This window comes from Verrucomicrobium spinosum DSM 4136 = JCM 18804 (assembly GCF_000172155.1).
Classification (GTDB): Bacteria; Verrucomicrobiota; Verrucomicrobiia; order Verrucomicrobiales; family Verrucomicrobiaceae; genus Verrucomicrobium; species Verrucomicrobium spinosum.
In genome coordinates, this window is record NZ_ABIZ01000001.1 from 1,267,063 (window position 1) to 1,282,161 (window position 15,099).

The following is a 15,099-nucleotide window of genomic DNA, read 5'->3' on the forward strand; positions in this document are numbered from 1 at the left end:
CGCTTTGCAGCGCTCTGCGCTTTATCTTGGGGGATGCGAGACTTGTGCCGCATCCCCCTTTTTGTGCTCGTGACCGGTGTGCTTTTGACCTCGTGTGGTCGGGATGCGCAACGGGCAGATCTGGTGTTCATCAACAGCGCGGAGATCGAAACGCCGGATCCAGCGATGGCCACCGACCAGGTGAGCATGCGGATCAGCGAATCCCTCTTTGAAGGTCTGTGCCGCAACAATGCCGAGGGCAAGGCGGAACCGGCGGTGGCGGAGCGCTGGGAGATCTCTGCCGACCACAAGAAGTACACGTTCTACCTGCGAGCAGACGCGGTGTGGAGCACGGGTGAGCCGGTGACCGCCCAGGACTTTGTGTTCTCCTGGGAGCGGGCGCTCCGGCCTTCCACGGCGTCGGACTATGCTCCGCAGCTCTACCCGCTGGTAAATGCCAAAGCCTACAACGAAGGGACCCTGAAGGACTTCAGCCAGGTGGGGGTGAAGGCGCTGGATGCCAGAACGCTGGAGTGTGTGCTGGAAAATCCCGTCCCGTACTGGATCGATCTGTGTGCGTTCCTCACCCTGTCCCCCGTGCACCGGCCTACAGTGGAAAAGTACGGGAGCAGCTGGATCAAGGCGGACCGGCTCGTCGGGAACGGGCCCTATCTCTTTGAGCGATGGCTCATCGATGACCACATCCGACTGCGGCGCAGCCCGACCTACTGGGACCGCAAGAATGTGGCCATGGAGACGGTGGACGTGATCCCGATCACCGAGGCGAATACCGCGCTGAACTACTTCCTCACCGGGCAGGCGGACCTGATGATGGACAAGGGCATGGTGCCGCCCTCGCTGGTGCCCAAGCTCAAGGAGCAGGAATACTTCAAGACGGGGGATTTCCTCGGGACCTGGTTCATCCGCGCCAATACGACGAAGGCCCCTTTCACCGACGCCCGGGTGCGGCTGGCCTTCTCCTATGCGGTGGATCGCAAGCGCATCGTCGAAAAGATCACCCAGCTTGGGGAGCGGCCCGCTTATTCCCTGACGCCTCCGGGGGCGGGGCAGAATTTTCAGCCGCCGCCCGGGGTGACCTTTGATCCTGTGCGGGCCCGGGAACTGCTGGCTGAAGCGGGGTTCCCCGGGGGGCGGGGTTTCCCCCGTGTGGAGTACTTGCACCTGCCGCTGCCCATTGAGCGGAATATCGCGGTGGAATTGCAGGCGATGTGGCGGGAGGTGCTGGGCGTGGAGGTGGGGCTGGAGAAAAAGGAGCAGAAGGTCTGGCTCGCCACCATGCGGGAGCTTAGCTATGACCTCTGCCGGTCTAGCTGGGTGGGGGACTACAATGATCCCAACACCTTCCTGGAGATGTTCACCACGGGGAACGGGAACAACCGCACCGGCTGGGCCAGTGCGGAGTATGACCACTATGTGGCGCTGGCCGCTGCCGAGGGGGATGTCGCGAAGAGGCAGGAGATCCTGCAGAAGCTGGAGCGGATTCTCATCGCAGAGGCCGCCCCCATTTTCCCTGTCTATCACTACGTGGGGGTCCAGTTCCGCCGGCCAGAGCTGGGAGGGGTTCAGGCCAACTTGATCGACAATCACCCCTTCCGGGCCATGTACTGGAAGAAGCAAGCGGGGGCAAATCACTCACGCTGAGCGAAAAAGCGCGGTGCCATGCAACCGGGCCCGGCGTGGCTTGCGAAGGTGTGTGGTGCGGCGCATTCGAGGTGGCTGCCGCTCTCTCTGATCGTCACCCCTTACCCCCTGAGGACATGTGTAGGCCTACGAGGCGTCCGGCTGCGCTGGCTGGCGCTTGGCCCGCTCGGACTCGATCCATGCCTGGTCCTCCGCGCTGAGGCGGTTCGTAAAGGTGGTGAAAGTCGTTCCCCACTCGGTCGTGAGGTGCAGCATGTTGGCGTCGGCTTTGTCGAGCTTGGCATACACCACCACGCCTTTTTTGTCCGTCCAGGCGCGATAGCCGCCGGGGAGCAGACGCTTGCGGCGGGCTTCGATGGCCCTTTGGCTGGAAGCCACGCTTTCTCGCAGCTTGAGCATGTAGGCCACCTCGTTTTCGTTTTTGTAGCCGCTGAGGCGCATCACTTCCACACCATCTGGCAGTGTGACCAGCACGGTGGGGTAGCCGCGGACGTTCAGCCGGTCTTTGAAGGCCTGGTAGAAGTCACTGTCCGCCGTGGCTTTGTCGGAGAAGTCCATGTAGAGCGGCACATAGTTCTCCTCCGTGAGTTTTTTGAACTCAGGTTGGAGCACCAGCGTGCTCTCGATGGACTGGCCGGGCGGGCTGTTGCGGTTGTTGACGAGGATCAAGAGGGGCTTGCCAGTGCGACGGGCCTGCTCGGTGGCATCCATGGCGCTGCGGATCCACTGGATGCGGCTGGTGGACTGGGTGCTGTTCGCAGTGACGCTGGAGAAGTCGAACAGGCCACCGCCCTCCGCTGAGGCGGGTGCCATGCCCGAGGCTGCGGCACCCGGGGCCATCGGGCTGATGGAGGCGGAACCGGTCACCTTGGGATCGGTCAAGAGGCCCCAGCCTCGTGAGGCGGGCAGGTCGGGCTTGCCCTTGTCACCATCCGCGTGCCGATGGGAAGGCAGGAGCGTGCAGGACGACAGCAGGAGCACCGCTCCACGGAGGGAGGCTGTCTGGAGAGTCTTGAGAACTGCGTGGCAAGGCGTTCGCATGGGGGGAGGGCAAATCACAGCGGAAGTACGGGTGCATCTCCCAGCGCCGGCATCCGGTTTACCGGGAGGCTGCCTGCCCTGCCATCATGCCGGGGGTGAAGCCGTGCCACATGCCGCCCATCGGAGTGCCCAGCGGGTTGTTGTAGTTCATCCCGAAGCCGCTGCCCACCTGGCCGTAGGGCTTGTAGAAGCTTTCTGAGCCCGCAGAACTGGGGACGGATACTTCCTGAGGCCGGTCGCCCGTGGGAATGCCCAGGGCTCGCTTCTGGCTGTCCGCCAGTTCATGGCGGGCCCAGGCCATTTCATTGGCGCGCTGTCCCACGCTGTTCTGCACGTAGGTGACGCGCTGGTCGTACTGCTCCTGGGTGAGCCTGCCTGCGGCCTTTTCCCTGTCCAGCACTGCGATCTGCTCCTGGGCCATTTCTTCCGCCCGCTTGTAGAAGCGGTCCATGTCCGACGCATTGGGCTTCGTGTTGGACGGCAGTCCCCCACAGGAGGCCAGCAGGCACATCAACGCAGGGGCCAGGAGAAGGGGCAGGATCTGAAATTTCATCAAGCAACGAATGTTACGGAGTCTCGGCGGGGATTTCAATGAAAAGCACGATGCCGCACGGCTGGTGGGGACGTGAGACAGCGCCGTGGCGATCCGGCTCAATCTGCGGCTGGTGTGAGGTTTTCGTCCGGTTTTGGTGATGTGAGCAATAATCCTCTTTCCCGGGAGGGCAATCTCCCTTCATTGTGGGAATCATGACGCCTCCATTTTCAGACGTGGGTTTGCGGCTCTCCGGCTCCAGCGGCATCCAGGAGCTGATGGATGACCTGGGCATCTCGCTGACCACGCACCCCGATATGCGCATGCTCGGCGGCGGGCAGCCTGCAGCCATTCCTGCGGTGCAGGCTCTGTGGCGGGAGCGCATGGAGGAAATGGTGGCAGACGGCACCGCCCTGGACCGCATGCTGCTGAACTATGATCCTCCCACGGGCAGTCCGCAGTTTCGGGAAGCCTTTGCGGGATTCCTGAAGCGGGAGTGTGGCTGGCAGGTGACGCATGAAAACATCGCCGTGCTGCCCAGCAGCCAGACGGCGTTTTTCCTGCTCTTCAATCTGCTGGCCGGGGATTCCGGCGGCACGAAGCGGCGCATTCTCTATCCTCTGGTGCCGGAGTACATCGGCTATGCCAACCAGGGGCTTTCAGACGGGATGCTGACGGCCTGCCGTTCCCGGCTGGAGGAGCATGGGGCCCATGAGTTCAAGTACCGGGTGGACTTTGACCGGCTCAAGATCACGCCCGACATCGCTGCCATCTGCATCTCGTGTCCGACGAACCCCACGGGCAACGTCCTGACGGCGGATGAGTTTGCCCGGCTCAAAGGGCTGGCGCGGCAGCATGGCATCCCGCTGATCGTGGACAATGCCTATGGGCACCCCTTCCCCGACGTGCTTTACACGGGCTTCGCACCGCAGTGGGAGGAGGGCATGATCTTCTCCATCAGCATGTCCAAGGTGGGGCTCCCCGGGGTGCGCACCGCCATGGTGGTGGCCTCGAAGGAGATCGTGCGTGCCTTGGGCAACATGAACGCCATCGTCTCCCTGGCGAACGGCAACACCGGGCAGGCGCTCATGACGCCGCTGCTGAAGGATGACACCCTGCCCCGCATCAGCCGGGAGCACATCCGCCCCTTTTACCGTCAGCGCTCGGACTTTGCGGTGGAGGTCTTGCAGGCCTCACTGGCTGACAAGGTGCCCTGGGCTCTGCATGCCCGGGAGGGTGCCTTCTTCCTCTGGCTCTGGTTCAAGGAGCTGCCCATTCCCGCTGCGGAGCTGTATCAGCGGTTGAAGGCCCGCAGGGTGCTCGTGATCCCCGGTCACTACTTTTTCTTTGGCCTGGATGAACCCTGGGAGCATGCGCACCAGTGTATGCGTCTGACCTTTTCCCAGCCGCAGTCAGTCGTGCAGGAGGGGTTGGAGATCCTGGCGGATGAGGTGAATGGACTGCATTGAGTCAGTGCGTCAGTGGGCGGGGGCCAGTGCGTCAGTGGGCAGTGCGTCAGTGGTCAAGGTGTTGGGGATGGCGGGGTTGAGGTGGACGGCGTTGGCTTGCGGGAGGGGATTGGCGTTTTGTGCGTTGAGGCTATGCTAGCGCAAATCCTTGTTCAGTTGCCTGACCGCAGCATGCTCTTGTCTGGACTCCAGCGCCTGTTCCAGACTAACGAGCCTTCGGATCCAGGCGTTGTACTGCGAATAGGCGTTTTCTGGCTGGGTGCGTCCGAGCAGTCGGTAGAGCCGGGTTTCGGCGTCAATCGAGCTTTTCGGAGCCGCAGGCGTGGGAAGCCGGACGCCAGCGCGGCTGAGCCTCGTGCGGCCATCTCAATCAGTAGCGAAGCCACTGATTCGCGGCCCGATTCAAGGTCTGCCAACCCTTCCCAGATAAATTCCGATCCAGGCAGGTCTGCGAATTGAACTGTCTGCTCGCGCTGGTGGCTCATTGATCTTCGGCGTTGCTGAATTTGACAGTGAATTGCAAGGCTCTGTCTGCAAAATTTATGGGTTAGAGGACAGAGATTAGAGCCTTGCCTTCAGCCCTTTGTGCCCTTCCCAGGAGCCCATTCTTTCCGCCCCATCAGGCACCGTTCGTAAATAACGATTAACGAACCACGACCAACTCTTGCACCAAGCGAGAGACGAGCCAACAGTGACGCTCCTCCCGCATGAACCCTCCGCCGACTGAAGAGCTTCACGAACGTTTGTACGGGGCTGGCGTGATCGCCGTCCTGATCCTGGATGATGTGGAGGCGGCGGTGCCAGTGGCGAAGGCGCTGGTGGCAGGTGGGGTGGACGCGATGGAGTTGACCCTGCGTACCCCGGTGGCGCTGGAGTGTCTGCGGCGCATCCGCAGAGAGGTGCCTGAAATGACGGCGGGAGTGGGCACGATCCTGACGACCGGCCAGGTGAATGAAGTGGTGGAGGCGGGAGCCGCCTTCGGCGTGGCGCCGGGCATGAACCCCCGCACGGTGGCAGAGGCGGCCCGGCTCCGGCTGCCCTTTGCCCCTGGCATCTGCACCCCCACGGATATCGAGCTCGCGGTGGAGGCGGGGTGCACGCTGCTGAAGTTCTTCCCTGCGGAGCCCTGCGGTGGCTTGAACTATCTGAAGAGCATCAGTGCGCCGTTTGCCCACCTGGGGTTGCGTTACATTCCTCTAGGCGGGGTGGCGCAGGACAATCTGGAGATGTGGCTGAATGAGCCGATGATCCATGCGGTGGGGGGCTCCTGGCTGGCCCCCAAGGAATTGATTCAGGCAGGTGACTGGGCGGGCATCACGGCCAGGGCCGCCGCCGCCCGTGCCACCGTCAACAAGGTTCGAGGAGAATGGAAATGAGCAGCGGATCACGAGTCGTCGCGTTTGGGGAGATCATGGGACGTCTGGCTGCCCCGGGGTACCAGCGCTTTCAGCAGGCCATGCCGGGCACGGTGGAGGTCACCTTTGCCGGGGCAGAGGCGAATGTCGCCATGTCCATCGCCCATCTGGGTGGGCAGGCCTCGTTTGTCACCGCCCTGCCGGAGCACGCAGTGGCAGATGCCTGTGTGGCAAACCTCCGCGCCGTGGGGGTGGACACCCGCCACATCCTGCGGACGCCGCAGGGGAGGCTGGGGCTTTATTTCCTTGAGACCGGCGTCAATCAACGCCCGGGAAATGTGATCTACGACCGGGAGAATTCCTCGATCTCGGTCACTCCGCCCAAGGACTATCCCTGGGAGGAGATCTTCCAGGGGGCGGGCTGGTTTCATATCTCCGGCATCACGCCGGCCATCTCAAAGAACGCCGCCGCGGTGGCCCTGCATGCGCTGCGGGAGGCTTCCTCCCGCGGTCTGCGCATCTCCTGTGACCTGAATTTCCGGTCCAAGCTGTGGACCTGGAAGGCGGGGCTGCGGCCGCATGAACTGGCCACCCTCGCCATGCGCGAACTGCTGCCCTATGTGCATGTGTTGATCGGAGGGCGGGAAGATGCCGCCGCGATGATGGGCATTCATGCTTCTCCTGGCAGCACGGATCCCGTGCTGGATGTCTCCCGCCAGATCAAGGCGCTGTATCCCCAGGTCACGCACGTGGCCATGACGCTGCGCAAGAGTCTCTCCGCCAATCATCACAACTGGGGCGGCATGTTGTACGATTCCACCCTGGACGAGGTGTTTCTTGCCCCGCTGAACGGCGACCGTTATCAGCCCTATGCGATCACGGACATTGTCGATCGCTTGGGCGGAGGCGATGCGTTTGCTGCGGGTCTTGTTTTTGCGCTGAACTCCCCGGATCTAGCGGAACCGCAAACCGCCTTGAGCTTTGCCGTGGCGGCCTCCTGCCTGGCCCACTCGATTCCCGGTGACTTCAACTTCTCCACGCGTGGTGAGGTGGAGGCCCTCATGGCCGGGAATTCGTCTGGCCGGGTGAACCGGTGAGGTCACAATGATAAATTAGGAATTAGGAATTAGGAATTAGGAATTGAGGTGGAGGCGGGGAGGTTGATCAGATGGAATAAGTGAGATCCGGGTGCGTTTAGCAGGAGTTGATTCTTCCTGCTGCCATGCGTCTGCCTCAATTCGTTTTCCGCTGGAGCCTGCCCTTGGTGGTGGGCATTTCCTCGATCCTGCCTGCTGTCGAGCCGCCGCAGGCCAATGTCATCAGCTCCCCGGGGGCTGCGTATTCTGAGACGGCCCGCGTCTGGCAGGGCATCCCCGGGATCGACCGCACGCCCAAGGGCCGGCTCTGGGCAGCCTGGTACAGCGGAGATGTCGGGGAGGGGAATCTGGGCAATTACGCGCTGGTGGCCACCAGCGGGAACGAGGGTATGTCCTGGTCGAAACCCGTGGCGGTGATCCAGGGCCCCGAGGGTACGGCCATTGCGGACCCCCTCCCGTGGGTGGATCCGCAGGGGAGGTTGTGGATCTTTTACAAGCAGGTGACGCCGAAGACGGCGGGCCAGGCGGAGTCCGGATTTGCGGGCACCTTTGCCATCCGTGCAGATGATCCGGAAAAGGCCGAGCCCCAGTGGACGGTTCCCCAGTTGATCGGTGAGGGCGGGACCCTGTTTGGGAAGCCGCTGGTGCTGCCGGACGGTCGCTGGCTGGCCCCGTTCTTCCTGAGCGCACGCTCCGCCTGGAGGGAGCAGATGGCGGGCAAGGAGACGGGTGTGATCGTCACCTCAGATGCCGGGGCCACCTGGGCCTGGCAGGGGGGCACGTCCATCGCCCCGGAGTTGCGCAACTTCAGTGAGGCCACGCTGGCCCCGCGCAGGGATGGATCGATCCTCATGGCGATCCGCACCCAGAAGGGGCTCTATGAAAGTACATCGCCGGATGCAGGCAAGACCTGGAGTGAGGCGGTGCCCATGGCGGGATTTTCGCCCGGTTCGGCCACGCGGGCCTGCCTGCTGCGGCTCAAGTCCGGTGCCTTCCTGCTGGTGTACCATGAACCTGAGACCACGGCCTCCGGGAAGTATCCGCGGGCGAAGCTGACCGCCTGGTTGTCGGATGATGAGGGCCGCACCTGGTCTCACAAACTGTTGTTGGATGAGCGGGCCCGGGTGTCGTACCCCGATGCGACCCAGGCACCTGACGGCCGCATCTTTATTACCTATGACCTGGGCCGCTATGAGCCTGCGGACAAGGCCATTTTGCTTTCGGTGATCAAGGAGGAGGACGTTCGGGCGGGCAAGCTCGTGAGCGCAGGATCGATGACCAAAAAGGTGATCAACCAGGCCTTCGGCTACGGGAACCACGGCGAGCTGCGTGATGAGGCCAGGGTGGCGGAGTCGATGCCGGAGAAGGAGACTTTTGACCTCTACCTGTTGATCGGCCAGTCCAACATGGCCGGGCGGGGACTGCTGCCGCTGGAGGACCGTCTTTCCCGGGAGCGGGTGCTGAAGTTCTCCGCCCGCAATGCGTGGGCTCCAGGCGTGGAACCGCTGCATACAGACAAGCCGGCGGTCGCCGGGGCTGGCCTGGGCATGAGCTTCGCCAGACAGATGGCGGAGGCGAAGCCCAAGGTGACGATTGGTCTCATCCCCTGCGCGGTGGGCGGCACGCCGCTGGATCGCTGGGTCAAAGGCGGCGATCTCTACGCGGCGGCGCTGGTGCGGGCGCGGGAGGCCATGAAGAGCGGCAACCTGAAGGGCATCCTGTGGCATCAGGGCGAGGCGGATTCCGGCTCGGAGGAAAAGGCCGGGAGCTATGCCCAGCGTCTCGCCGGGATGGTGAAGGATCTGCGAGCGGATCTGGGGGCGGGGGACGTGCCGTTTGTGGCCGGAGAACTGGGCGAGTTCCTGGAAAGAACCAACAAAGAGGGCAGGCCAAGTTTCTGGCCGGTGGTGAATGAGCAGCTGGCCACGTTGCCCGGGCTGGTGCCGAATGCCGACGTCGTGGATTCGGCAGGACTGAAGCACAAGGGCGATGGGGTGCACTTCGACACGCCTTCATTGCGGGAGTTCGGCGTGCGCTATGCGACGGCGATGAAGGGGTTGCAGGAAAAACAACACTGATCGAGTGGGCTGGCAGCATGAAGTTTACCGGGGCGCAGTTGCAGACGTATCGAGTGGGAGTGGGAGTGGGAGTTGGAATGGGAGTTGGAATGGGAGTTGGAATGGGAGTTGGAATGGGAGTTGGAATGGGAGTTGGAATGGGAGTTGGAATGGGAGGGAAGCTTGTGGATGCATTCGTGAGAATGCGTGGGTGCAAGCGGCCGGATGGGGTGGCTTGGTCCTGTGCTGTGCGAGCGACGTCCCTGACCGCGTTTTTACAAACGCAGCCACGAGCTGCCTCTGTGGAGGTGTGGGACGGGGAGGGAAGCTTGTGGATGCATTCGTGAGAATGCGTGGGTGCAAGCGGCCGGATGGGGTGGCTTGGTCTTTTGTCGTGCGGGCGACGCCCTGACCGCGTTTTTACAAACGCAGCCACGAGCTGCTTCTGTGGAGGTGTGGGACGGGGAGGGAAGCTTGTGGATGCATTCGTGAGAATGCGTGGGAGCAAGTGGCCGTGAGGGGTGGCTTGGTCTGTTGTCGTGCGGGCGACGCCCCTGACCGCGTTTTTACAAACGCAGCCACGAGCTGCTTCTGTGGAGGTGTGGGACGGGGAGGGAAGCTTGTGGATGCATTCGTGAGAATGCGTGGGTGCAAGCGGCCGGATGGGGCGGCTTGGTCTTTTTGTCGTGCGAGCGACGTCCCTGACCGCGTTTTGACAAACGCAGCCACGAGAACGCAGCCACGAGGGCCCAATCAGAACCGCGTGGGCTGCGCTTCAGGCACCCGCCTCTCAGCCTCCGCAGGCTGAAGCCTGAACTCCGTACAGCTCCGGACCCAACTCCTTGACGCACTGCCCACTGACGTACTGACGCACTGGAGCGCCGCAGGCTGAAGCTTGGACTCCGTACAGTTCCGTATCCAACTCCTTGACCACTGACGCACTGACCTACTGACGCACCGATTTCCCTGACTTCGTCAGTATCCCCACGAGCAGCCGTTCCAAGACAAGCTGGGGTTCGATGCTGGAGGTGACGAGTTTCAGGTTGGCATCCAGGCAGGCTTGCAGAGCCTGGCGCAGTTCTGCGGCGGTGAAGCGCTGGGTTTCGCCGAGGGCGAGGAAGATGGGATAGACATTGAGGCCGCTGCCGTCTTTTTTGCGAGGGAGGTGTGCGGTTTCCTGCTCGGGTAGCTTTTCCAGAAAGCTGCTAAAGGCGGGATAGCCGTTGCGGGGCAGGCGCGGGTGGCGTTGCATGAGATCCGCGGCCAGCAGCATGCCGCGGACGCGGGGCACAATGGCGGCGAGCAGGATGCCGATGGCGTTTTGGCCCTGATAGATGAGCGTGCGCACCAGTTCCAGGGCGCGGCGGAGGTCGCGTTTGCCAAGGGCGTTGCCCAGCTCAAACACCACGCCGGCGCGGTTCAAGGGAACCAACAGACGCACATCGTCCACGGAGACGCGGCGTCCATCGGTGTAGAGGCTCAGCTTTTCCACTTCGCTGTCGAGCTGGCGGGTGTCTTCACCGGCCAGTTGCACGAGCATTTCCAGTGCTTCGTTTTCAAAGCTCACGCCCAGTTCGCGGGCGCGGCGCTCGACCAGCGGGATGACCTCATCCTCCCAGCCGGTCTTGGAGGTGTCGGGCTTGTCGAAGACCCGCACGTCCGCCAGCTTGGTCAGGCGCTTGTAGGCAGAACGGCGCTTGTCCACCTGGGAGGCGCTGAGCAGGAACTTCACGTCGGGCGGGAGATGCTTCTCCACGTAGTCGATGATGGCCTCGATGCCCTCCACGGCGGCATTGGAGCGCCCCACCACACTGTCCGCCAGGAAGTTGGCGTTCTTCAACCAGACGAGCTTCTCCCCGCCAAAGAAGGGGAGGGTCTGCAGGGCATCCAGCACGCGGCGCACGATCTGGCCGCAGTGCTCGGCGCTCTCGGCGATGCCTTCGATCATGTCCACGCCGAAGTCGCCGGCGTCGGCAGGGGTTTGCTCGCGGGAGAGCTTCAGCGCGGCCTCTTTCATCCGGGCATCGTCCGTGCCCATCACGACGGTGAAGTTCGTGGCGGCTGCGGCGGAGGCGGCTTTCTTGGAGGGCGGCATGAGCGGCCCATTTTGGAGGGGAATTCCGGCTCTGGCAACTGCTCGCCTCCCCGGAACAGGGCTTACGCATGAATGGGGTGAGGAAGTTTAAGGTTTGTTAATTATGTGATTTTTACGAGACTCTCCCTGCTGTAAGAGGGGAGGATGAGTTCCCAGCTCCCTATTCCGGGCGCTTTGCAAGCTTTGCGGGCCAAGTTTTCCACGCTTGCGGACCATCGCCACGCTGGCAAGGTTCGCCATCGGCTTGATGAAGTGCTGCTCATTGCTTTTTGCAGCACGTTGTGTGATGGCGAAAGCTATCTGGACATGGAGGACTTCGCCCGGACCCAGTTGGACTGGCTTCGCACCTTCCTGCCCCTGGCGCATGGAGCTCCTTCTCATGATGTGTTTCGCAATGTGCTCATGGGCCTTGCCCCACAAGCCTTGCTGTAGGTGCTCACCAGTTGGTGTGGAGAGCTCAGAGGCAAGCACATAGCCATTGATGGCAAGGCGCTGCGGGGAACCCACAGTGCCGAAGCCGGCAAAAATCTGGTGCACCTGCTCCGGGCTTGGGTGGATGATTACCACCTCAATGCCGGTCAGCTGGTTTGTGAGCAGAAGAGCAACGAGATCGAAGCCATTCCGCGACTGCTGGAAAGCCTGCAGCTCCAGGGAGCCGCCGTGACCATTGATGCCATGGGGACACAAGGTCACATTGCCGAGCAGATCATTGAGGCAGGGGCCGATTATGTCTTGGCCCTCAAAGCCAACCACCCCAACGCCCTTCAAGCCGTGAGCGCCCACTTCAAGGAAGCTGAGTCAAGAGAGCTCAAGAGCCCACGGCATCCCAAGAGTGTGACCTTGGAACTCTCCCATGGTCGTTGCGAGAAGCGCGAATATACCCTGGTGGAGGATCTCAGCTGGTATCACAAGAGCTGGAAATGGGCAGGCTTGCAGAGCGTGGCCCAGGTGCGCCGTGAGGTGCAGCGTGACTATGAGGGCCCCCCTGTAGAGGAAGTGCATTACTTCCTGTGCAGCTTCAAAGCCGATGTGGAACGACTCGCCAGCCTGGTGCGGGAGCACTGGAGCGTTGAAAACCGCTGCCACTGGGTGCTGGATGTGACCTTCAATGAGGACCACTGCCAGGTGAGGGACCGCAACGCGGCCCACAACCTCACCATCCTGCGCGAAATGGTCATCACCACCCTGCACCGGCACCCAGCAAAAGTCAGCCTGCGCAGGAAGCGCAAACTCGCCACCATGGACCCGGCCTTCAGGCTCCAAATGCTAGGCCTCCTTCATGCGTAAGCCCTGCTGGAGAAGTCCTGCGCAGCAGGGTTTAGCTTGCCTTTCCCCGCATTTGTGAGATCCTTCGAACCCCCAAATACCAAGGGGGTATTTGAATATGGATCAGAACCCGTTCCCCGATTCCAGCCCTGTGGCTGAGACGTTGCCGCCGATGGATGCCCCCCTCATGTCGGAGGCTCCCGTTGCGCCCGTGGCAGACGTCCCCCCCACCCGTCCGGCCGGGGACCGGAAACTCTTTACCGAGCTGGGCCTCGCCCCAGACATTCTCAAGGCCATGACGGCCCTGGGCTTTGAGCAGCCTTCTCCCATTCAAGAAAAAGGCATCCCCCCCGCACTCGAAGGCCGCGACGTCGTCGGCCAGTCCCAGACCGGCTCCGGCAAGACCATGGCCTTCGCCATCCCGGTCGTGCAGAAGATCGATCCCCGTGACCGCGGCGTGCGCGCCCTCATCATGTGCCCCACACGTGAGCTCGCCATGCAGGTCTGTGAAGAGGTGGCCAAGCTCACCGTCCACAAGCCCGGCCTCAAGGCCCTCCCCATCTACGGCGGTGCCACCTATGACCGCCAGATCCGCGGCCTCCGCGACGGCGCGCAGATCGTCGTCGGCACCCCCGGCCGTATCCTGGACTTCCTTGAGCGCGGCATGCTCCGCCTCGACGCCCTCCAGACCCTCGTCTTCGATGAAGCAGACGAAATGCTCGACATGGGCTTCCGTGAGGACATCGACTCCCTCATGGCCCTCGTGCCGGAGAACCGCCAGACCCTCTTCTTCTCCGCCACCCTCGCCGGACCCATCCGCCATCTGGTGGAGAGCTACACGAAGAACGCCGCGCTCATCACCATCGAGCACAAGGCACTCACCGTGCCGACCATCGAACAGCGCTACTACGAAGTAAACAGCCGCTCCAAGATCGAGGTGCTCTGCCGCCTGCTCGACATCGAGAACCCGCGCCTCGCCATCGTATTCGCGAACACGAAGAAGGCCGTGGACGACATCACTGATGCCCTCATGGCCCGCAGCTATGGGGTGGACCGCCTGCACGGCGACCTCAACCAGACGATGCGCGACCGCGTCATGAAGAACTTCCGCGCCGGCAATGTGGAAGTGCTCGCCGCCACCGACGTGGCCGCCCGTGGCCTGGACGTGGATGACGTGGATCTGGTCGTCAACTTCGACCTCCCCTATGACGAAGAAGACTACGTGCACCGCATCGGCCGTACTGGTCGTGCAGGCCGCAGCGGCAAGGCGATGAGCCTCGTCAGCGGACGCGACATCTTCCTCCTCCAGCGCATCCAGCGCTACGCCAAGGTCAACATCGCGCGCCACAAGGTGCCGACCCGTGAAGAAGTGGACGGCAAGCGGGTGGACACCCACTTCGCCAAGCTGCAAGCCACGCTGGAAGAAGGCAAGTTCACCTCCCACGAGAGCACCGTCCAGCGTCTCCTGGACGCCGGCCACAGCAGCACGGACATCGCCAGCGCCCTGCTCCACCTGCTCCTCTCCGACTCCGCCCGCGAGTCCGAGGAAATTCTCGAGGACCGTCCCAAGCCCGAGCGCAAGCCGCGCCGCGAAGACCGCCAGGACTACGAACGCTCCGGCCCGCCGCAGCAGCGCTTTGAACAGCGCGAAGGCGGCCGTGAATTCCGCCCGCCCGGCCCGCGCCCCCAGGCCACCCAGGAAGGCTACACCCGCCTCTTCATCAATGTAGGTGCCATGGACGAGGTGACCCCGCGCGAGATCTCCGGCGCCATCTACCGCACCGCCAACCTCCCTCAAGGCTCCCTCGGCCGCATCGAGATCTTCTCCAAGTGCAGCTACGTGGGCGTGCCCACAGAATTCGTCCAGCAGGTGCTCAGCGGCATCGAGGGCTCCTCCCTGCGCGGGCGCAGCCTCCGCATGGACATGGCCGACCAGCAGGAAGCCCAAGGCGGCGGTGCTGGCGCAGGTGCTGGTGGCGGTTACCAGGGCGGTGGCCAGCAGGATCGCCCCCGCTTCCCCCGGCGTGAAGGCGGCCCCGAACGCCGCTCCTACGGCGGCGGCGGCACCAGCAGCGGGTACAGCGGCGGCCAGGGCGGTGGCTTCAAAAAACGCCGCCCCTTCGGCAACCGCGAAGAGTAGTCTGCAGCACATGAAGTGATTCCTGAAACCCCGTCAGCCCAGGCTGGCGGGGTTTTTTGTTTGTTCTCACAACATCGCAAGCTCCCGGGCCCGCATACAGTCCATCCCACAGGTTTCCTGAGCCGGATGAAGTCCAATGCCATCAGGGAAAGCCGGCGAGGCCGATGATCGCCCTTTGGGGCTCGTGCTGAGGGCTGAAAGCCCGGCGTGATGGCAGCCTTGGGCAACGCCCAAGGCTGGCGTTGGTTTTAGAGGCTGAGGGCTGAAAGCCCGGCGTCATTCAGGAAGGCTCGCCATGGACAGATTGATGAGGCATACCGCGCTACACTGAGAGCCAACGGCATGCCGCAAAAACCCCTTGGGCCAGCAACCGAAGCGGTCGCCCTACAACCCAGGGACGTTGTGC

General features: G+C 62.9%; 9 protein-coding genes and 1 pseudogene. 7 read left to right on the forward strand and 3 right to left on the reverse strand.

What is annotated here, in order from left to right:
* The first annotated feature begins 33 nt into the window (after positions 1–33).
* Entirely contained in the window at positions 34–1,641 is a 1,608-nt protein-coding gene (locus tag VSP_RS04950; protein WP_009959157.1) for a peptide ABC transporter substrate-binding protein, read from the forward strand.
* Between the two features lie 126 nt (positions 1,642–1,767).
* Here VSP_RS04950 and VSP_RS04955 read toward each other — a convergent pair whose 3' ends face one another.
* Together VSP_RS04955 and VSP_RS04960 are read right to left on the reverse strand one after the other, a co-directional pair.
* Positions 1,768–2,682, reverse strand: coding sequence for a thioredoxin fold domain-containing protein (locus VSP_RS04955; RefSeq protein WP_009959158.1), 915 nt, complete (start codon positions 2,680–2,682; stop codon positions 1,768–1,770).
* Between the two features lie 58 nt (positions 2,683–2,740).
* Complete coding sequence (locus VSP_RS04960; RefSeq protein WP_009959160.1) at positions 2,741–3,235, reverse strand: hypothetical protein; 495 nt, start codon at positions 3,233–3,235, stop codon at positions 2,741–2,743.
* Between the two features lie 194 nt (positions 3,236–3,429).
* Between VSP_RS04960 and VSP_RS04965 the strand changes: the two genes are divergently transcribed.
* The 4 genes from VSP_RS04965 to VSP_RS40655 all read left to right on the forward strand — a co-directional run bounded on the left by VSP_RS04965 (position 3,430) and on the right by VSP_RS40655 (position 9,213).
* On the forward strand, positions 3,430–4,683 hold the full coding sequence (locus VSP_RS04965; RefSeq protein ID WP_009959161.1) for a valine--pyruvate transaminase: 1,254 nt from the start codon (positions 3,430–3,432) through the stop codon (positions 4,681–4,683).
* Between the two features lie 707 nt (positions 4,684–5,390).
* Positions 5,391–6,059 (forward strand): bifunctional 4-hydroxy-2-oxoglutarate aldolase/2-dehydro-3-deoxy-phosphogluconate aldolase, encoded by a 669-nt coding sequence (locus VSP_RS04975; RefSeq protein ID WP_029190190.1) that lies wholly within the window; start codon positions 5,391–5,393, stop codon positions 6,057–6,059.
* Positions 6,056–7,135, forward strand: a complete 1,080-nt coding sequence (locus VSP_RS04980; protein WP_009959164.1) for a sugar kinase — start codon at positions 6,056–6,058, stop codon at positions 7,133–7,135. The genes VSP_RS04975 and VSP_RS04980 overlap by 4 nt, the downstream gene beginning before the upstream one ends.
* Positions 7,136–7,260: 125 nt before the next feature.
* Complete coding sequence (locus VSP_RS40655; protein ID WP_009959165.1) at positions 7,261–9,213, forward strand: sialate O-acetylesterase; 1,953 nt, start codon at positions 7,261–7,263, stop codon at positions 9,211–9,213.
* A gap of 925 nt (positions 9,214–10,138) precedes the next feature.
* On the opposite strand, the gene holA is transcribed toward VSP_RS40655, so the two are convergent.
* Complete coding sequence (gene holA, locus VSP_RS04995; protein ID WP_009959166.1) at positions 10,139–11,287, reverse strand: DNA polymerase III subunit delta; 1,149 nt, start codon at positions 11,285–11,287, stop codon at positions 10,139–10,141.
* Positions 11,288–11,431: 144 nt separating this feature from the next.
* Between holA and VSP_RS38925 the strand changes: the two are divergent.
* Both VSP_RS38925 and VSP_RS05010 read left to right on the forward strand, forming a co-directional pair.
* Positions 11,432–12,574, forward strand: a pseudogene (locus VSP_RS38925) (ISAs1 family transposase).
* Between the two features lie 130 nt (positions 12,575–12,704).
* Entirely contained in the window at positions 12,705–14,693 is a 1,989-nt protein-coding gene (locus VSP_RS05010; RefSeq protein ID WP_232289547.1) for a DEAD/DEAH box helicase, read from the forward strand.
* Positions 14,694–15,099 lie beyond the last annotated feature (406 nt).

Excerpts from the sequence above, each read along its gene's own strand:
- VSP_RS04950 (WP_009959157.1), top strand. The coding sequence starts at position 34 with ATGCGAGACTTGTGCCGCATCCCCCTTTTTGTGCTCGTGACCGGTGTG.
- VSP_RS04955 (WP_009959158.1), bottom strand. The coding sequence starts at position 2,682 with ATGCGAACGCCTTGCCACGCAGTTCTCAAGACTCTCCAGACAGCCTCC.
- VSP_RS04960 (WP_009959160.1), bottom strand. The coding sequence starts at position 3,235 with ATGAAATTTCAGATCCTGCCCCTTCTCCTGGCCCCTGCGTTGATGTGC.
- VSP_RS04965 (WP_009959161.1), top strand. The coding sequence starts at position 3,430 with ATGACGCCTCCATTTTCAGACGTGGGTTTGCGGCTCTCCGGCTCCAGC.
- VSP_RS04975 (WP_029190190.1), top strand. The coding sequence starts at position 5,391 with ATGAACCCTCCGCCGACTGAAGAGCTTCACGAACGTTTGTACGGGGCT.
- VSP_RS04980 (WP_009959164.1), top strand. The coding sequence starts at position 6,056 with ATGAGCAGCGGATCACGAGTCGTCGCGTTTGGGGAGATCATGGGACGT.
- VSP_RS40655 (WP_009959165.1), top strand. The coding sequence starts at position 7,261 with ATGCGTCTGCCTCAATTCGTTTTCCGCTGGAGCCTGCCCTTGGTGGTG.
- holA (WP_009959166.1), bottom strand. The coding sequence starts at position 11,287 with ATGCCGCCCTCCAAGAAAGCCGCCTCCGCCGCAGCCGCCACGAACTTC.